This is a genomic window from Rhizobium sp. CF142, from assembly GCF_000281145.1.
In the GTDB taxonomy this organism is placed as follows: domain Bacteria; phylum Pseudomonadota; class Alphaproteobacteria; order Rhizobiales; family Rhizobiaceae; genus Rhizobium.
Genome location: NZ_AJWE01000114.1, coordinates 107,059 through 124,518, shown reverse-complemented (window position 1 = coordinate 124,518; position 17,460 = coordinate 107,059). Strand labels below are relative to the sequence as shown.

The window sequence follows — 17,460 nt, the reverse complement described above, 5'->3', positions numbered from 1 at the left end:
AAACGGATTCGCTGCTTCAAGTTTTTGTTCAAGCATCGGCTTATCTGAAAAGCCCCTTCATACTTTTCGGTCCGGTGCTTCAGAAGGAGTAAAGATATGCTGCGCGATCAACTCGCCACCCAGCTCAAGGAAGCCATGAAGGCGAAGCAGATGGACCGTCTCGGCACCATCCGCCTCATCCAGGCCGCGATCAAGGATCGCGACATCGCCAATCGCGGCGTCGGCAAGGAAGAGGCGGGCGACGACGAAGTGCTGCAGATCCTCGCCAAGATGGTGAAGCAGCGCGATGAGTCGGCGAAGATCTACGAAGAGAACGCCCGTCCCGAGCTTGCAGCCAAGGAGCGCGCGGAAATTGTCGTTATCCAGGACTTCATGCCGAAGCAGCTTTCCGACGATCAGGTGCGTGCCAATATCGCCGCCATTATCAAGGAAGTCGGCGCAGAAGGCCCGAAGGACATGGGCAAGATCATGGCTGCCCTGAAAGAGCGCTATGCCGGCCAGATGGACTTTGCCAAGGCTTCCGGCACGGTCAAAGAGCTCTTGAAATAAGGCGCCTTGCCTGCGGTTGTTCTTCGACCGCAGGCCCAAGCACGGCTTCGGCGGCTGAATCGATGATGGCGAATTTCGCCGCCTGATAGTTCCAATATTCGAGCACGAAGCCGCGGGAGAGCCAGAAATCGCCCTTTCTCGGCGGTTCGGTCCATCCCACGCTTCCCATATCGGCGGCCTGCGCGAGCAGGCGTTTCAGGTGGGTATTGGAAATCATGAACTGATCGCGAATCTCGCGCAGTGATAACGGGCCGACGATGACGCGATCGGCAGAACGCGGAAAGCCCGGCAGGCGCGAAATCAGATAATCCATCACGAGGCCGCCGGAATTGGCCCAGTTAAAGAGATTGAAGGTGGCGCCCGGATCGCGCACTGCTTCGGTTTCGATGATCTTCTTGGCGATCAGCGGTTGCAGGCGGGCGATCAATGTTGGATCGGCCATCAGATTTTCCGCGCGGTGGCCGCCATCGAGGCTATCCAGAATCATCAGATGGGCGACCAGCCATTTGGTAAAATGATGCTCCGCCGTTTCTGTCGGCTCAAGGAAGCGGGTACGTTTGTCATCGCCCGGAATGGGACGCAGAAACCGGTAGACCAGCATTTCCTGCACGAAGGCAGCTGCCGTGTTGCGGCTGGCGATCTTGTTCTGGATGACGAAATCGATGAAACGGCCGGAATAGAGGCCGCGCCTCTCATCACCAGGATAGCCGTAATAGAGAGCAAAGCCGGTATGCGCCATCAGCCAGCGCTGCTGAGCGGCGAATATCGATGCAATACGCGGGCTTTCGCGATAAATCGCGAGCATTTCATTGGCACAATGAAGAATTGCAGCAAGAAAATTATCGTTGGCTGCAAGATTTTCTGCGGTGTAGGCCATAGCGCTGTCCAGGAGTTTCGCGCATTCATTTGCCACGCCTATTGGAAGTGTCAATGCTTTTGTATTTTAGGGGTTAATTGGTAAGGTAAAGCTCAATAAAAGCGGCGGCGCATAGTCTTGAGCATTTCCGGTTTTCTCCGAAAGCGGAAATGCTCAAGACTATTTGTTTTTACGCAATTCCGGACGCAAAACCGCTGCACACTTTTGCTGAAGTTGCTCCAAAAATTAAGAAGGCAGGAGCTGGGGGCGCTCCTGCCTTCTTGCTCTTTGCTTCCGTCAGCGACGCAGGGTCGAAACCCAAGCCGGCGGGTATTTGCAAAGGCACCCTTGCGAGGCGGCGCCGGGGGTAGGGATGGTGCCTCGCTTGGGGATCGCTTTGTTGAGATCGAACTTATGGCCAGCCCCCGGCTTATTCAAATTACAAAAATATAATAATCCCGGATTCGGCCTTTCGGGATGTGAATATGGAGTTCGGCCACGCACTCCGAAAAAGCCTGGGAAATCCGCTCGGATCTCTTTTAACTGATTGTTTTTGCATTTTCTTTCTCTGGACGGGCTTTCCGCGGAATGGACATCACCGGCCTCTCGGAACTTGGAAAATGTCAAAAATGTCGCACCCCCGGTCAGGGGCCGATAACACGTTGTTGAGTGGCATTGGCGGACGTTTGTGACAATGTCCTGCGCCCTGTGAAAAGCGGGATTTACGGCAGAAGTTTCGTGGCGCGGCGCGGTAAAGCTGCTTATATGGATGTTCTGCAAGAGGTAGAGATGCGCTTTTCCCCCACCTTCCTGGACGATATCCGCGACCGCGTTCCCATTTCGAACGTGATTGCGCGGCGCGTGAGCTGGGACAAGCGCAAGACCAACGTGTCGCGCGGCGACTATTGGGCCTGCTGCCCGTTCCATGGCGAGAAGTCGCCGAGCTTCCATTGCGAGGATCGCAAGGGCCGTTACCATTGCTTCGGCTGCGGCGTGACCGGAGATCATTTCCGCTTCCTGACCGAGCTCGAAGGCCTGAGCTTTCCCGAGGCGGTGCAGACGATTGCCGATATGGCCGGCGTGCCGATGCCGGTCGCCGATCCGCAGATGGAAAAACGCGAGAAGGAGCGCACCTCGCTTCTCGACGTGATGGAAATGGCGACCCAGTTCTTTCAGGACCAGTTGCAGACGGCGAATGGCGCGAGGGCACGCGCCTATCTGCGCGACCGCGGGTTGACCGGGCGTACCATCGAGACCTTCCGGCTCGGTTTTGCACCCGACAGCCGCAATGGGCTTAAGGAATTTTTGGCCGGCAAGGGTGTCAGCAAGGAGCAGATTGAGGCCTGCGGGCTTGTGGTGCACGAGAATGTGCCTGTTTCCTACGACCGGTTCCGCGACCGCATCATGTTCCCGATCCTATCGTCGCGTGAGAAGGTCATTGCTTTCGGCGGACGCGCCATGTCACCGGATGCGCCGGCGAAATATCTCAATTCCAACGAGACCGAACTCTTCCATAAGGGCAACGTGCTCTACAATTTCGCCCGGGCGCGCCGCGCGATGCAGGGTGCAAATGGCGAAGGCACCATCATTGCCGTCGAAGGCTATATGGATGTCATTGCGCTGCATCAGGCTGGTATCGAGAATGCCGTGGCACCGCTCGGTACGGCGCTGACCGAAAACCAGCTCGATCTGCTCTGGAAGATGACGTCGCAGCCCGTGCTCTGCTTCGATGGAGACGGTGCCGGCATTCGTGCCGCCAACCGCGCAGCCGATCTGGCACTGCCGAATCTGAAGCCGGGGCGGAGCGTGCGTTTCGCTCTATTGCCTGACGGCAAGGACCCCGATGATCTCGTCAAGCACGAGGGGAGGGCGCCCTTCGACAAGGTCATGGCGCAGGCCAAGCCGCTCTCGGAAATGCTCTGGGATCGCGAAGCACGCAGCGGCAAGTTCGATACACCGGAGGCGCGCGCCGAGCTGGAAGCGCGACTGAGACAGCTCGTTGCCGTGATTGCCGACGAGAATGTGCGCCGCCATTACCAGCAGGATATGCGCGATAAGTTGAACAGCTTCTTCCAGCCGCAGTTCCAGAATCGCGGCGGCGAGCGACGCAATTTCGGCGGCAGCACCGGTGGTGGCAATTTCCGCGGCCAGAAGGGTGGCGCTCCCGCAGGGCCTCGAACCCCCGTTGCCGCATCGGATCGCCTGACCCGTTCGGGTCTCGTGCGCGGCCATCAGGACAATACGGCGCTGAGAGAATGTGTGCTGGCGCTGACCGTCATCAATCACCCCTCGCTGATGCTCGACGACTACGATGAGATTGCAGCGATCGACTATGACAATCGCGACCTGCAGAAGCTCTGGTCGGCGATGCTGGGGGCGGCGGCTGTTGTTGCCGGGCCGCATCTGACGCGTGATTATCTGATGGAATGCCTCGATGTCGCGGGCTTCGGTTCGCTCCTGAAGAACCTCGACCAGCAGGTGCGTAATGCCAGGCTCTGGACGGCCACCGAACAGGCAGCGATGGAGGATGCCCGCGAGGGGTATCGCCAGGCGCTCGCCTTCCACAAGCGGGCCAAGGATCTGCGCTGGCAGAAGATCGAACTGGAGCGCGATATCGCTCAAGCAACGGAGGCGGGCGACGATTCTGAGATCGACCGGCTGATGCGCGCCTCGCAGGAAGTGCAATACGAGGCGTTGCGGCTTGAAAACCAGGAAGCCATCATCGATGGCTTCGGTGTACTCTCTGGCCGCGTCAAGGGCGCTGCGAGCCACTGATGGTGCAGACGGAACGCAACGAACCTTCATTCTCCGCATCCGACGCCCTGTTTGCAGGCGCAGCCCAGCCACTGGATGTGCTGAAGCGCGTTTACGGCTATTCCGCTTTTCGCGGCAGGCAGCAGGAAATCGTGGAGCATGTCGTTGCCGGTGGCGATGCCGTCGTGCTGTTCCCGACCGGTGCCGGGAAGTCGCTCTGCTTCCAGATCCCGGCGCTTTGCCGCCAGGGTCTCGGTATTGTCGTTTCGCCGCTGATTGCGCTGATGCGCGATCAGGTAGAGGCGATGAAACAGCTCGGCATTCGGGCCGCAGCGCTCAATTCATCCATCTCACGCGAAGAATATGTTGCGATCCGCCGCGGCATTTCCTCCGGTGATCTTGACCTGCTTTATGTCACGCCTGAGCGCATCCTGATGGATGGTTTCCGCGAGCTGATCGGCAATGCGAAGATCGCGCTGTTTGCGATCGATGAAGCCCATTGCGTCTCGCAATGGGGCCACGATTTCCGGCCGGAATATCGCGAACTCGGCAAGCTTGCGGAACAATATCCCGGTGTGCCGCGCATTGCGCTGACGGCGACGGCCGATCCGCATACGCGGGAGGACATTATCGAGCGGCTGATGCTCGACAAGGCCGAAGTCTTCACCACCAGCTTCGACCGGCCGAACATTTCCTATGAGATCGTCGAGCGGGACCAGCCGCGCCAGCAGCTCCTGCGTTTCCTTTCCGGCCACAAGGGCAATAGCGGCATCGTCTATTGCCTGTCGCGGGCCAAGGTGGAGGAAACCGCGGACTGGCTGAACACCCAGGGTATCCGGGCGCTAGCCTATCATGCCGGCATGGACCGGGCGCTGCGTGACGCCAACCAGGATGCTTTTCTGAAGGAAGAAGAGCTTTGCCTCGTCGCGACCGTTGCCTTCGGCATGGGCATCGACAAGCCGAACGTGCGTTATGTCGCCCATCTCGATTTGCCGGGTTCGGTCGAGGCCTATTATCAGGAGACGGGCCGCGCCGGGCGCGACGGCCTGCCGTCCGAGGTGTGGATGGCCTATGGTATGGCCGATGTGATCCAGCGCCGGCGGATGATCGATGAGGGCAATGCGGCCGACGAGATCAAGCGCATCGAACGCGGCAAGCTGAATGCGCTGCTGGCGATCTGCGAGACCGCATCCTGCCGACGACAGGCGATCCTGGCGCATTTCGGCGAAGCGCATGGCGGCAAATGTGGCGGCTGCGATACCTGCCTGAAGCCGGTCGAGACCTGGGACGGGACGGAAGCGGCGATCAAGGCGCTGGCTGCGATCTACCGCACCGGTGAGCGTTTCGGCGCCGGCCATGTCATCGATGTGCTGATGGGCAACGTCAACGAGAAGACGGAACGCTTTCGCCATGTCGATATGCCTGTTTTCGGCGCAGGCAAGGATATTGCTGTTCGTACCTGGCAATCGGTCTATCGCCAGCTGATGGCGATGGGGCTGATCCGCGTCGATCACGAGGCTTTCGGCGCGCTGAAACTCGAGCCGGAGGCGCGCGCCGTCTTCAAGCGTGAGCGCGAGGTCTTCTTCCGCAAGGATCGCGCGCCTTCCGAGCGCAGGGCGAAGAAGACTGAGCGGGCGGAGCGCAGAACCGGGCTTTCGGGTGCTGACGGTACGCTCTTCGAAGCGCTGAGGGCCGAGCGGATGTCGATAGCCAAGTCACTCGGCGTGCCGCCCTATGTCGTCTTCCCGGATACGACGCTGATCGCGTTTGCCACCGAGCGGCCGCGCAGCCGCAAGGAGTTGCTTGGCATTTCCGGTGTCGGCCAGTCGAAGCTCGAGCGCTACGGCGACGCCTTCCTCGATATCATTCTCTCCCACGACGAATAGTCCGGTTGCACGTGCCTTCCGCTGCAATCTGTACAGATCTCTGCTAGCGTTGTTTCAGAGTTTGGGGGAGCTTCAATGGCGCATTTCAACAGAGCGGTCGCATCATTGCCCGGGCGCGAGCGGATTGCCAGGCATCCACATGGCGGGCAGGTCTTCATCCATGCAACGGCGGAGGAAACGGGCGGCGCTTATGGCATATGGGAAACTTTCTCGGCGCCCGGCACCGGTCCGTCACGGCATATGCACACCCGCGAGACGGAGGTCTTTCGCGTCATCGAAGGAGATTACCGCTTCTGGTGCGGCAACGAGATGATCGAGGCGCCGGTCGGCTCCGTCGTCGTGCTGCCGCCGAATGTTCCGCATCATTGGCGCAATGTCAGCGATGGCATGGGCCGGATGATGGGCTTCGTCACGCCGGGCGGGTTCGAGCATTTCTTCGTGGAGCTCGAACGGGCTGGTGCGGCGACACCGGAAGCGATCTTGCCGATCCAGCATAGGTTCGGCCTCGTGGAGATCGGCGACGGTCCTGATCCCTAAGATGCCCGATCCTTGAGATCATGATGGACGGTATCCTATAAGTGCCATCCGGAGGATTATCATGAGCCAGAATATCTATGATACGGCGGAGTTCTTCGCCGGATACAGCACCATGCGCCGCTCGATCGAAGGGTTGGAGGGCGCCGCCGAATGGCCGGCGGTTAAAGCCCAGTTGCCGGATCTCAGAGGGAAACGCGTTGTCGATCTCGGCTGTGGTTTCGGCTGGTTTGCGCGCTATGCTCGCTCGGTGGGTGCTGTAAACGTCCTCGGCCTCGACATATCCGAGAACATGATCGGCCGCGCGAGGGCGGATACGCATGATGAGGCGATCACCTATGGGATCGGCGATCTCGAAGAGCTGGAACTGCCGGAAGCTTCATTCGATTTCGCGCATAGTTCGCTCGCTTTTCACTATGTCAAAAATTTCGAGCGGCTTGTCACCACAGTTTATCGGGCGCTCGTTCCCGGTTCGCGTTTCGTTTTTACGATCGAGCATCCGATCTTCATGGCGCCGTGCAATGCCGGCTGGAGCACTGATGCCGATGGGCAGCGCATATGGCCGCTCGACAGCTATGCAGTCGAGGGAAGCCGCACGACGGACTGGCTGGCGAAGGGTGTCGTCAAGCAGCACCGTCGTCTGGGAACGACGATCAATACGCTGATATCAGCTGGTTTTACCATTCGCCATGTCGAGGAATGGGCGCCGAGCGAACAGGATCTGACAGATCATCCCGAATGGGCCGAAGAGCTCGACCGGCCGATGTTTCTGCTTGTCACGGTCGAGCGTTGAGCAAGACAAGCCAGCGGCAATATGCTAACCGACGCTCAGACGGGAAACATCAAGAGAAGGGCCCTCAATGACCTCGAATTTCCTCTCGCACCTGCGCGGCGAACTGGCTGCGCTCAAGGATGCCGGCCTCTATAAATCCGAGCGCGTCATCACGTCGAAGCAAGCCGGCGAAATCGCCGTTGCCTCCGGTGAACGCGTGCTGAATTTCTGCGCCAACAACTATCTTGGCCTTGCCGATAACGAGGAACTGGCGGACGCCGGTAAGAAAGCGCTCGACCGGTACGGCTACGGCATGGCCTCGGTGCGTTTCATCTGCGGCACGCAGGAAGAGCACAAGCAGCTCGAAGCCCGTATCTCCTCCTTCCTTGGCATGGAAGATACGATCCTCTATTCCTCCTGCTTCGATGCCAATGGCGGCCTGTTCGAGACGCTGCTGTCCGAAGAGGATGCGATCATTTCCGATGCGCTGAACCATGCATCGATCATCGATGGCGTGCGCCTCTCCAAGGCCAAGCGCTTCCGCTACGCCAACAATGACATGGCGGCGCTGGAAGGGGAGCTGAAGAAGGCCGAAGGCAGCCGCTTCAAGATGATCGCCACCGATGGCGTCTTCTCCATGGACGGTATCATCGCCAATCTCCAGGGCGTCTGTGATCTTGCGGAAAAATATGGCGCAATGGTCATGGTCGATGACAGCCATGCCGTCGGCTTCGTCGGCAAGCATGGCCGCGGCTCGCCGGAATATTGCGGCGTCGAAGGCAGGGTCGATATCATCACCGGCACGCTCGGCAAGGCGCTCGGCGGCGCGTCCGGCGGCTATACCTCGGCTAAGGCCGAGATCGTCGAGTGGTTGCGGCAGCGCTCGCGCCCCTATCTCTTCTCGAACACGCTGGCGCCGGTCATTGCCGCCGCCTCGCTGAAGGTCTTCGATCTCATCGAAAATGGCGATGCGCTGCGTGAGCGGCTGACGGCCAATGCATCGCTCTTCCGCTCCGAAATGACCAAACTCGGCTTCACACTGGCGGGCGAGGGTCATGCGATCATCCCGGTCATGCTGGGCGATGCGAAACTCGCGCAGGATATGGCGGCGCTGATGCTGAAAAAGGGCGTCTATGTGATCGGCTTCTCCTTCCCGGTCGTGCCGAAAGGGCAGGCGCGTATCCGCACGCAGATGTCGGCGGCGCATTCGAAGGCTGATGTGGAGCGGGCGATTGCCGTCTTTGCCGAAGCGGGCCGCGAACTCGGAGTGATTTGAAGAGCAGTTGACGGTGTGCCGTGTGGCCCCCTCATCCGCCCTGACGGGCACCTTCTCCCCACTGGGGAGAAGGGGAGGTGAGCTCCGGCGAAAGCCAAAGGGAAAAACGATGTCCAACATGATGAAAGCACTGGTCAAGGCGAAGCCGGAAGTGGGTCTCTGGATGGAGAATGTGCCGGTGCCGGAAGTCGGCGCCAATGACGTGCTGATCCGCGTGAAGAAATCGGCGATCTGCGGCACGGATGTGCATATCTGGAACTGGGACCAGTGGGCGCAGAAGACTATTCCCGTGCCGATGGTCGTCGGCCATGAATTCTGCGGCGAGATTGCCGAGATCGGCTCTGCCGTCACCAAGTATCATGTCGGCGAACGTGTTTCAGGCGAGGGCCATATCGTCTGCGGCAAATGCCGCAACTGCCGCGCGGGCAGGGGGCACCTCTGCCGCAATACGCTCGGCGTCGGTGTCAACCGGCCGGGTTCCTTCGGCGAATTCGTCTGCATTCCGGAAGCCAATGTCGTGCCGATCCCGGATGATATTCCCGATGAGATCGCGGCGATCTTCGATCCGTTCGGCAATGCCGTCCATACCGCACTTTCCTTCGATCTCGTCGGCGAAGACGTGCTCGTGACGGGTGCGGGGCCGATCGGCATTATGGGCGCGCTCGTTGCCAAGCGTTCCGGTGCGCGCAAAGTCGTCATCACCGACATCAATCCGAACCGGCTCGATCTTGCCCGCAAGCTCGGCATCGATCACGTCGTGGATGCTTCGAAGGAAAACCTCGCGGATGTGATGAAATCGATCGGTATGACCGAAGGCTTCGATGTCGGACTTGAAATGTCAGGTGCGGCGCCCGCATTCCGCGACATGATCGACAAGATGAACAATGGTGGCAAGATCGCCATTCTCGGCATTGCGCCAGCCGGTTTCGAGATCGACTGGAACAAGGTGATCTTCAAGATGCTGAACCTCAAGGGCATCTATGGCCGCGAGATGTTCGAGACCTGGTACAAGATGATCGCCTTCGTCCAAGGCGGCCTCGATCTTTCGCCGCTCATCACGCACCGCATCAAGATCGACGATTTCCGCGACGGCTTCGAGGCGATGCGCTCGGGCAATTCCGGCAAGGTCGTGATGGACTGGATGTGAGGAGAGGCACATATTACGGCCTGTCGCGGTAAGGCGGCAACTTAGGGCGCAATCTCTATAGGCGTATGATCGGGGACGCGTGCCCAGATATCGCGCATCTCCTGGTCGGTGACGGCAATGCACCCATCCGTCCAGTCCCAGAGCAGGTGCATGCTCTGAACAAAACCCCAGCCATTGGGGAGTCCATGGATCATGATGTCACCACCAGGAGGGTAGCCCTTCACTTCGGCATTCTGCCGATCGGCGGGGCTTGGGTAGGAAATATGCAGACTGAGATGCGCCATAGATCTGGGATTTCGCCAGTCGATTTCGTAGCGCCCCTCGGGCGTTTTCTCGTCGCCTTCCCGTTGTTTCGGCCCCTCGTCGGCAGCGCTTCCAAGAGAAATCTGATATGTCAAAAAGGGAATGCCCTCTCTAAGGAGAATCATACGGCGTTCGGATTTATGAACGCGAATGAGGTCGGCCTGTTGCTCTGGAGGCGCATCCGCAGGCGGCGAACCCGAGCCGATCTTCGCCATCACTTTCGTGTAAGCGAGAACGCCGACGGTGATGGCGGCCAGAAGGATCAAGATGTTCCTTGTCACCGAGATTCTCCATAATCGTGTACTGCTTGTTTTTGCAACTTCTGTTGGCAATTTGCGAGGAATCTATGGCATACGCCTGTAACGATATGCGGTTATTCCGATGTTTGACCGAAAGCCCTTGTCTTTTCCCGGTGACATACTAGATAAGCTTCGCAATCGCTGGCGCGGTTCAAAGCCTGTGGATAAGGCTTTTTCCGGGTTTTCGGTGGCTTTTTTTCTGGAAAAGCTTGACGAGAACAAATTTTGTGGGAATCACCGTTCCACTTGAGCGGTGAACTGGGTCAAGGCGGATCGCACAACCATGGCCGGAAATCCAATGGCAATGAAGTTTTGCTGTCCGATGCCGGCAATCGTGGTTAATCAGGCTTTAAATGTCATCCCGTTAGGTGGGTATAGGTGATTCGAGGCTGGCGCGCACGTGCCAGGCCACGACAGGGCCATTCACCGCAGCGAGTATGAATAGCGTCAGGAAGGCGACGATATAAATGGCAACGAAGGTCAAAGAGAACGAAGAAGCGGAAGTCGAACGCGACGGCGCAAGCGACGGCCCTCTTCTCGATCTTTCCGATGACGCGGTCAAGAAGATGATCAAGGCCGCCAAGAAGCGCGGCTATGTGACGATGGACGAGCTCAACGCCGTCCTGCCTTCCGAAGAAGTGACGTCCGAACAGATCGAAGACACGATGTCGATGCTGTCGGATATGGGCATCAACGTCATCGAGGACGAAGAGGCCGAAGAAGCCGGCGCTTCGAGCAGCGACGACGACGATAGCTCCGACAATGACGAGAGCGAGGGCGGTGAACTCGCACCTTCCAGCGGTACCGCACTTGCGACCGCGAAGAAGAAAGAACCGACCGACCGTACCGACGACCCGGTGCGCATGTATCTGCGCGAAATGGGTTCGGTCGAGCTTCTGTCGCGCGAAGGCGAAATCGCCATCGCAAAGCGCATCGAGGCCGGCCGCGAGACGATGATCGCGGGCCTCTGTGAGAGCCCGCTGACCTTCCAGGCGATTATCATCTGGCGCGACGAACTGAACGAAGGCACGACGCTGCTGCGCGAGATCATCGATCTCGAAACGACCTATTCCGGTCCGGAAGCCAAGGCTGCCCCGCAGTTTCAGAGCCCCGAGAAGATCGAGGCCGACCGCAAGGCTGCCGAAGAAAAGGAAAAGACCCGCCGCGCCCGCTCCGGCGACGACGACATTACCGATGTCGGCGGCGAAGGCCTGCCTCCGGAAGAGGAAGAAGAGGACGAGGACGAATCCAACCTCTCTCTCGCCGCGATGGAAGCCGAGCTGCGCCCGCAGGTCATGGAAACGCTCGACATCATTGCCGAGACCTACAAGAAGCTGCGCAAACTGCAGGACCAGCAGGTCGAGCAGCGCCTTGCCGCCACCGGCACGCTGTCTTCCGCCCAGGAGCGCCGCTACAAGGAGCTCAAGGACGAACTGATCAAGGCCGTGAAGTCGCTGTCGCTCAACCAGAACCGCATCGATGCGCTGGTCGAGCAGCTCTATGACATCAACAAGCGCCTCGTTTCCAACGAAGGCCGCCTGCTGCGTCTGGCTGAATCCTACGGCGTCAAGCGCGATAGCTTCCTGGAACAATATCAGGGTGCGGAGCTCGATCCGAACTGGATGAAGTCGATCGGCAATCTGGCTGCCCGCGGCTGGAAGGAATTCGCCAAGAGCGAAAACACGACGATCCGCGATATCCGTCAGGAAATCCAGAATCTCGCGACGGAAACCGGCATCTCGATTTCGGAATTCCGCCGCATCGTGCACATGGTGCAGAAGGGCGAGCGCGAAGCGCGCATCGCCAAGAAGGAAATGGTCGAAGCGAACCTTCGTCTCGTCATCTCCATCGCCAAGAAGTACACGAACCGCGGCCTGCAGTTCCTCGACCTCATTCAGGAAGGCAATATCGGCCTGATGAAGGCGGTCGACAAGTTCGAATACCGCCGCGGCTACAAGTTCTCGACCTATGCGACATGGTGGATTCGTCAGGCGATCACCCGTTCGATCGCCGACCAGGCCCGCACGATCCGTATTCCGGTGCACATGATCGAAACGATCAACAAGATCGTTCGTACCTCGCGCCAGATGCTGCATGAAATCGGCCGCGAGCCGACGCCGGAAGAACTGGCCGAAAAGCTCGCCATGCCGCTCGAAAAGGTCCGCAAGGTCCTGAAGATCGCCAAGGAGCCGATCTCGCTCGAAACCCCCGTGGGCGACGAAGAAGATTCACACCTCGGCGATTTCATCGAGGACAAGAATGCGCTGCTGCCGATCGACGCTGCCATCCAGGCGAACCTGCGCGAGACGACGACCCGCGTTCTGGCATCGCTGACGCCGCGTGAAGAGCGTGTGCTGCGCATGCGCTTCGGCATCGGCATGAACACCGACCACACGCTCGAAGAAGTCGGCCAGCAGTTCTCGGTCACCCGCGAACGTATCCGTCAGATCGAAGCGAAGGCGCTGCGCAAGCTCAAGCATCCGAGCCGCTCCAGAAAGCTGCGTTCGTTCCTCGACAGCTAAGGCGTGGACGACGATTGAAATCAGAACCCGGTAAGCTTCGCTGGCCGGGTTTTTCTTTGCCTGCGAGTGCGGGCGGATTAGCCCGTGGGGGCATGGCTAACCCGATTGATGGTTCCTGCATTGCTTGTCCCTGTCTGGTGACGGGCTTATAATTCCGGCCGCGGGGGAAGAGAGCGGTCGCGGCGTGCGAGCGGTATCATGCGCCGCGTGACCGTAACCTCCGCCGGGAGGTGCAGCATGACCACCTACATTCTGCTGATAAACTGGACCGATCAGGGCATCCGGAGCGTGAAGGACTCTGCCAAGCGGTTGGATGCAGCAAGGAACATGCTTGGCAGCATGGGCGGTTCCTTCGACAAGTTTTATCTCACCATGGGCGAGTACGACATGGCGGCGATCTGCGAGGCGCCTGATGATCGCGTGATGGCGCGTTTCACGCTGACGCTCGCCATGGCCGGCAATGTGCGCACGAAAACCCTGAAGGCATTTTCGGAAGTGCATTATCGCGACATCATCGGGTCGCTCTCATAGAGCAGAATGGCTGATAAACTGGTGACGAGCCAGGTGCTGCGTTGCGGTTGCTCCGCGGCGCTGGCAGTGTCGCTGCGCCTTGAACCCAGAGCATGGATTTGCCTTGCCGATGGAACATGCGGCCTGTTGCAGAGAGGAAAGTTTGATCCGGCATTGCCGGTATCGCTCTTCCTGCATCTTGCCATCATCGTGATCCTGCTGGCTTTTCTGCCTGATGTGCAGCCGATTCATGCGCCGCCGGAAGATAGTGTCGACGTGGAAGTTGTCACGCCGCCGCCGACTGCCGCACCATCGCCACCGCCTGCTGTCCAGCCGTTGCAAGACAGACGTGACGCCAACGCTGCGGCGGAGGAGGCATCGGTACAGTCGCAGACTGCGTCGAAGGAGCTCCATCCCGCACTGTCTGCAGTGCCGAAGCCGGTGATACCGGGACCGCCGCAATTGACTCAGGCAAACGAACTGTTTTCGGCAAAGACGCTTGCCAGCCCGCGCAGCCGACAGGCGCGCAAGATGCTCGCCACATTGTCGGGCGGGGAGCGCAATCTGCAGCTCTGCAATCTCGAAGCGCTGGAGCAGATCAACCGGTCCAGGCCGGGTTCGAAGCCTGACCTCGTCGCGCCCTATGCCATGAAGCCGGAAAAGATCAGCGGCAACAGCGTCGAAGTCGAGGGCGGTGCTTTTCGCAGCAAGCGCAACTGGTTCAACATCCGCTTTCATTGCGAGGTCGACCCCGCAGGAAAAACCGTCACCGCCTTCGCCTATGCGATCGGCGATGCCATTCCGAAGGATCTATGGCAGGAACACAATCTTGTCGCCGAGGATAGTGAGGACGATCAGTGAACCTGGAGTGGTGGCCGCGATGGGGGCATCATCACAAGGTTTTTTCCATTTGTGGCTTGATGCTGCCGGTTTTAAAGGCCACATCGCTGCTGTGACAGAAGAAGAAGTCGAACCGGCAGATGCCGATCACGAGACGGAACACCAGGAGCCTCGCGCTCGCTGGGGTGTTATCGCGTCCGTGCTGGTGCATGTGCCCATCGTCGCGCTCCTCATATTCGGCCTCCCGAAGATCCAGGCGCAACCCGCTGAGGATGAGAGCGTCAAGGTCGAGCTCGTCCCGCCGCCGGAGGAGAAGAGGCCCGAGGAGAAGCCGAAAGAGGAAGAGAAGCCCAAGGAGCAGGCGAAGGCTGAGCCACCTCCACCACCGCCGCCGCCTCCACCACCGCCGCCGCCTCCGCCGGCTGCAGAAATGGCGAAGCAAGCGAAGCCGCCACCTATGCCGCCCATGCTGAACGTTATGGAGTTTGGCGACAAGAACAGCGGCCCCAAAAAAACGTTGACGGGCAATTCGTCCGAAGGTGAAGCAAAGCCGGCAACAATGCCTCCGTCGCACGTTGTTGCGCCGGAGCAAATGCCTTCAGAGGCAGTTGCGGTAAAACCTAAGACCGAGACGCCTCCATCGAAGCCTGTTCCGGATGATGTAAAGCTTCCCGAGGTGACAGTGGCTAACGCTTCTCCGGAGCCGAACGGATCTCCAGCGGATATGTCTGATAAAGCAGTAACGGGTATTGAACAGGTCAAGCCGCCGGAGCAGAAAGCTCCTGAGACGCCCAAAGAGGTGGCAAAGAACAATGACCTGACGAATGCCAAGACGCTGTTTTCGTCCACGGAGGACGGCAACTCTATTGCGCAGGCTGCAGTTGATGGTCTTCCACGAAACAAGAGAGTGGCCGTTCTTTGCGCCAATGAGCTTCGAGCGCAGCTTACTTACGGTTCTCCGAGTTATCGGCCCTACGCATTGCCCCAATACGGGTTGCGTGCAGGAAACCTGCTCGATATTGACGATGCAGCCTTTGGCACAGCCAAAGGCTGGTATCATGTTCGTTTCCGTTGTGAGGTGGATACCGATGCGACGAAGGTCGTTTCGTTCGCCCACGAGGTAGGCGGGCTGATCCCTCGCAGCCAGTACGAAAAATACGATATTCGTGACTAGTCGTCATCTTTGATCGTGTTTCGTCCTGGAACAAGCCACACGCAAGGAACCATCTCTATCGTTTCCCCATAGCCGTTATGGTACGGTAGCGAAGGGACACATGATATGTCGAACGAGATCGAGCACTTCTTTGAGCGCCAGGAAGAAGCTGTCAGCCTGTTGTTTCTGGAAAACAAGGCAGACGAGCTGACCGATATTCTCGTCGCTGCCCTGGAAGAAGCTTTCGAAATTCTCGCTGAAAGCGCGCCGGTCGGAACCTTTCACTAAGGCCGCCACCCAAGCTTCCGAAGGAGCCTTTTCCCCTAGGGATCATCATGGTCGTTCGGCTTCAGGAAGATGGCAGGCTTCCGGTTTCGCTTCGGAACCATCTCGGCGGCTATGAATGGCGGCGCGATGCTCTCGGGCGGTCCTCGGCCTGTGTTTTTCGTCTGGAAGGCGAAAGGCGTCCTGGGCTTTACTTGAAGATCGAAGACGCCGGACCGTTTTGCGAGCTCGCCGAGGAAGCCGAGAGACTTGTCTGGCTTCGCAGCCAAGGCCTCGATTGCCCTGAAGTGATCGCTCATGAGAGCGACGGAGAGCGCAATTTTCTTCTGATGACGGCGCTGCCGGGCGTGGATCTCGTCACTGCCGCAACGCTGTTGCCTGAAGAGCGCATCGAGATCCTCGCCTCTGCGCTCAGTGCGCTCCATAGCCTCGATATCAATGCATGTCCGTTCGATCATCGGCTGGAGAAGCGCCTCGCGGCTGCTGCAGCGCGCATGCGCGCCGGCGTCGTCGACGAAACGGATTTCGACGAGGAACGGCTCGGCAAGAGCGCCTTCTTCCTCTTCGGCGAATTACAGCGGCTGCGGCCGGAAAGCGAAAATCTCGTTATAACGCATGGCGATGCATGCCTGCCGAATTTCATGGCGGCGGGCGATCGATTCGCCGGTTACATCGATTGCTGCCGCCTCGGTGTTGCCGACCGCTATCAGGATGTCGCGCTCGCCTGCCATAGCATCGGCTATAATTTTGGTGAGGAATTCGTGCGACTGTTTCTCAATGCCTATGGCCTGTCGATCATCGATCCTGTGAAGATGGACTATTACCAGCTCCTCGACGAGTTCTTTTAGAACTCGTGTTTTGACGCAATTCCGGACGCAAACCTGCTGCCCATTCTGGGCTTGCTAGGCTCGTCGCCGGCTGGCACAGTCGGTCGCGAAGGAGTTTTCCATGCCCGCCAGCCAGTTTAGAATGCTGCGCTCGTCCGTGCCCGGCGTGGAAGCTGTGGTGGCGACATCAGGCCATCGTTTCGCGCGCCACACGCATGAGCAGTTCGGCATTGGCTTCATCTTTTCCGGGGCTCAAAGATCGCTGAGCGGGCGCGGCATGGTCGAGGCGGAGGCCGGCGATCTCATCACCGTCAATCCGAATGAGGTCCATGACGGGGCGCCGATCGGCGAGGCGCGCTCGTGGAGCATTCTCTATTTCGATCCTGTTGTGATGGAGGGTCTTGCGCGCGAGGTTGCACAGGACGGGATCGGCCGCTCGGAAATTCCGCGCCCCGTCATTCACGACAGGCTGCTCGCCGAACGGTTTCGCGCGCTGTTTTCTGCCGTGACCGGCAACGAGGAACGGATGCGCTGCGAAGAGCTGCTGTTGTCGGTCATTGCCGATGCCCTGCGGGAAACGGCGATGCAGGAGGAGCCGGCAACGGCACCGCATTCCATTGTTCATGCCCGCAGCATAATCGATGATGATCCGTCGGCTGGGATTTCACTTTCCGATCTGGCAGAGGAGAGCGGCCTCAGCCGGTTTCAGGTGCTGCGCGCTTTTGCACGGGCGACAGGTTTTACGCCGCATGCCTATCTCGTTCAGGCTCGCGTGCATCTTGCCCGGCGGCTGATCGCCGGTGGTGCGTCGCTGGCGGAGGCTGCAGCCGAAAGCGGCTTTGCCGACCAGAGCCATATGACACGCGCCTTCGTTTCCCGCTACGGTCTGACGCCCGGCGCTTATGCGCGCGGCCATTCCTGATCTCCTGCAATTTCGTTCAAGACCT

The 17,460-nt window shown here is 59.1% G+C and carries 16 protein-coding genes; 14 read left to right on the top strand and 2 right to left on the bottom strand.

The features are described from left to right. Window positions 1–96 precede the first annotated feature (96 nt). Window positions 97–549, top strand: a complete 453-nt coding sequence (locus PMI11_RS28465) for a GatB/YqeY domain-containing protein (protein WP_007824258.1) — start codon at window positions 97–99, stop codon at window positions 547–549. Here the strand turns inward: PMI11_RS28465 and PMI11_RS28460 are convergent. Continuing rightward, a complete protein-coding gene (locus PMI11_RS28460; protein ID WP_007824252.1) occupies window positions 530–1,426 on the bottom strand; it encodes a hypothetical protein in 897 nt (298 codons plus the stop codon). The genes PMI11_RS28465 and PMI11_RS28460 overlap by 20 nt on opposite strands. 768 nt (window positions 1,427–2,194) lie before the next feature. On the opposite strand from PMI11_RS28460, the gene dnaG reads away from it, so the two are divergent. The 6 genes from dnaG to tdh all read left to right on the top strand — a co-directional run bounded on the left by dnaG (window position 2,195) and on the right by tdh (window position 9,774). Further along, the gene (gene dnaG / locus PMI11_RS28455; RefSeq protein ID WP_007824250.1) at window positions 2,195–4,180 is read left to right on the top strand and encodes a DNA primase; all 1,986 of its coding nucleotides are present in this window, start codon (window positions 2,195–2,197) and stop codon (window positions 4,178–4,180) included. After that, window positions 4,180–6,045, top strand: a complete 1,866-nt coding sequence (gene recQ, locus PMI11_RS28450; RefSeq protein ID WP_007824248.1) for a DNA helicase RecQ — start codon at window positions 4,180–4,182, stop codon at window positions 6,043–6,045. Before dnaG ends, recQ begins: the two co-directional genes overlap by 1 nt. Before the next feature lie 75 nt (window positions 6,046–6,120). Next, window positions 6,121–6,582 carry a cupin domain-containing protein gene (locus PMI11_RS28445; RefSeq protein ID WP_007824247.1) on the top strand — a complete coding sequence of 154 codons (462 nt, stop codon included), beginning with the start codon at window positions 6,121–6,123 and terminating at the stop codon, window positions 6,580–6,582. A gap of 61 nt (window positions 6,583–6,643) precedes the next feature. Beyond that, entirely contained in the window at window positions 6,644–7,372 is a 729-nt protein-coding gene (locus PMI11_RS28440; protein WP_007824246.1) for a class I SAM-dependent methyltransferase, read from the top strand. Window positions 7,373–7,439: 67 nt separating this feature from the next. Further along, on the top strand, window positions 7,440–8,627 hold the full coding sequence (locus PMI11_RS28435; protein WP_007824244.1) for a glycine C-acetyltransferase: 1,188 nt from the start codon (window positions 7,440–7,442) through the stop codon (window positions 8,625–8,627). 109 nt (window positions 8,628–8,736) lie between these two features. Then, window positions 8,737–9,774 (top strand): L-threonine 3-dehydrogenase, encoded by a 1,038-nt coding sequence (tdh, locus tag PMI11_RS28430; RefSeq protein ID WP_007824242.1) that lies wholly within the window; start codon window positions 8,737–8,739, stop codon window positions 9,772–9,774. A gap of 41 nt (window positions 9,775–9,815) precedes the next feature. On the opposite strand, the gene PMI11_RS28425 is transcribed toward tdh, so the two are convergent. Next, window positions 9,816–10,292: a L,D-transpeptidase family protein gene (locus tag PMI11_RS28425; protein WP_081493313.1), complete on the bottom strand. Its 477-nt coding sequence runs from the start codon at window positions 10,290–10,292 to the stop codon at window positions 9,816–9,818. Between the two features lie 551 nt (window positions 10,293–10,843). Between PMI11_RS28425 and rpoD the strand changes: the two genes are divergently transcribed. From rpoD to PMI11_RS28395, 7 genes are all read left to right on the top strand, one after another. Then, on the top strand, window positions 10,844–12,898 hold the full coding sequence (rpoD, locus tag PMI11_RS28420) for an RNA polymerase sigma factor RpoD (RefSeq protein WP_007824231.1): 2,055 nt from the start codon (window positions 10,844–10,846) through the stop codon (window positions 12,896–12,898). Window positions 12,899–13,135: 237 nt separating this feature from the next. Next, window positions 13,136–13,429, top strand: a complete 294-nt coding sequence (locus PMI11_RS28415) for a GYD domain-containing protein (RefSeq protein ID WP_007824230.1) — start codon at window positions 13,136–13,138, stop codon at window positions 13,427–13,429. A gap of 6 nt (window positions 13,430–13,435) precedes the next feature. Then, window positions 13,436–14,269: a DUF930 domain-containing protein gene (locus PMI11_RS36100; RefSeq protein WP_007824228.1), complete on the top strand. Its 834-nt coding sequence runs from the start codon at window positions 13,436–13,438 to the stop codon at window positions 14,267–14,269. Window positions 14,270–14,318: 49 nt separating this feature from the next. Beyond that, entirely contained in the window at window positions 14,319–15,422 is a 1,104-nt protein-coding gene (locus PMI11_RS28405; RefSeq protein WP_037072423.1) for a DUF930 domain-containing protein, read from the top strand. A 105-nt stretch (window positions 15,423–15,527) separates the two neighbouring features. Further along, the gene (locus PMI11_RS37805; RefSeq protein WP_007824224.1) at window positions 15,528–15,689 is read left to right on the top strand and encodes a hypothetical protein; all 162 of its coding nucleotides are present in this window, start codon (window positions 15,528–15,530) and stop codon (window positions 15,687–15,689) included. A 47-nt stretch (window positions 15,690–15,736) separates the two neighbouring features. Further along, complete coding sequence (locus PMI11_RS28400) at window positions 15,737–16,534, top strand: APH(3') family aminoglycoside O-phosphotransferase (RefSeq protein ID WP_007824222.1); 798 nt, start codon at window positions 15,737–15,739, stop codon at window positions 16,532–16,534. A 100-nt stretch (window positions 16,535–16,634) separates the two neighbouring features. Next, complete coding sequence (locus PMI11_RS28395; protein WP_007824220.1) at window positions 16,635–17,435, top strand: AraC family transcriptional regulator; 801 nt, start codon at window positions 16,635–16,637, stop codon at window positions 17,433–17,435. The last annotated feature ends 25 nt before the right edge of the window (window positions 17,436–17,460 follow it).

Excerpts from the sequence above, each read along its gene's own strand:
- PMI11_RS28465 (WP_007824258.1), top strand. The coding sequence starts at position 97 with ATGCTGCGCGATCAACTCGCCACCCAGCTCAAGGAAGCCATGAAGGCG.
- PMI11_RS28460 (WP_007824252.1), bottom strand. The coding sequence starts at position 1,426 with ATGGCCTACACCGCAGAAAATCTTGCAGCCAACGATAATTTTCTTGCT.
- dnaG (WP_007824250.1), top strand. The coding sequence starts at position 2,195 with ATGCGCTTTTCCCCCACCTTCCTGGACGATATCCGCGACCGCGTTCCC.
- recQ (WP_007824248.1), top strand. The coding sequence starts at position 4,180 with ATGGTGCAGACGGAACGCAACGAACCTTCATTCTCCGCATCCGACGCC.
- PMI11_RS28445 (WP_007824247.1), top strand. The coding sequence starts at position 6,121 with ATGGCGCATTTCAACAGAGCGGTCGCATCATTGCCCGGGCGCGAGCGG.
- PMI11_RS28440 (WP_007824246.1), top strand. The coding sequence starts at position 6,644 with ATGAGCCAGAATATCTATGATACGGCGGAGTTCTTCGCCGGATACAGC.
- PMI11_RS28435 (WP_007824244.1), top strand. The coding sequence starts at position 7,440 with ATGACCTCGAATTTCCTCTCGCACCTGCGCGGCGAACTGGCTGCGCTC.
- tdh (WP_007824242.1), top strand. The coding sequence starts at position 8,737 with ATGTCCAACATGATGAAAGCACTGGTCAAGGCGAAGCCGGAAGTGGGT.
- PMI11_RS28425 (WP_081493313.1), bottom strand. The coding sequence starts at position 10,292 with ATGGCGAAGATCGGCTCGGGTTCGCCGCCTGCGGATGCGCCTCCAGAG.
- rpoD (WP_007824231.1), top strand. The coding sequence starts at position 10,844 with ATGGCAACGAAGGTCAAAGAGAACGAAGAAGCGGAAGTCGAACGCGAC.
- PMI11_RS28415 (WP_007824230.1), top strand. The coding sequence starts at position 13,136 with ATGACCACCTACATTCTGCTGATAAACTGGACCGATCAGGGCATCCGG.
- PMI11_RS36100 (WP_007824228.1), top strand. The coding sequence starts at position 13,436 with ATGGCTGATAAACTGGTGACGAGCCAGGTGCTGCGTTGCGGTTGCTCC.
- PMI11_RS37805 (WP_007824224.1), top strand. The coding sequence starts at position 15,528 with ATGTCGAACGAGATCGAGCACTTCTTTGAGCGCCAGGAAGAAGCTGTC.
- PMI11_RS28400 (WP_007824222.1), top strand. The coding sequence starts at position 15,737 with ATGGTCGTTCGGCTTCAGGAAGATGGCAGGCTTCCGGTTTCGCTTCGG.
- PMI11_RS28395 (WP_007824220.1), top strand. The coding sequence starts at position 16,635 with ATGCCCGCCAGCCAGTTTAGAATGCTGCGCTCGTCCGTGCCCGGCGTG.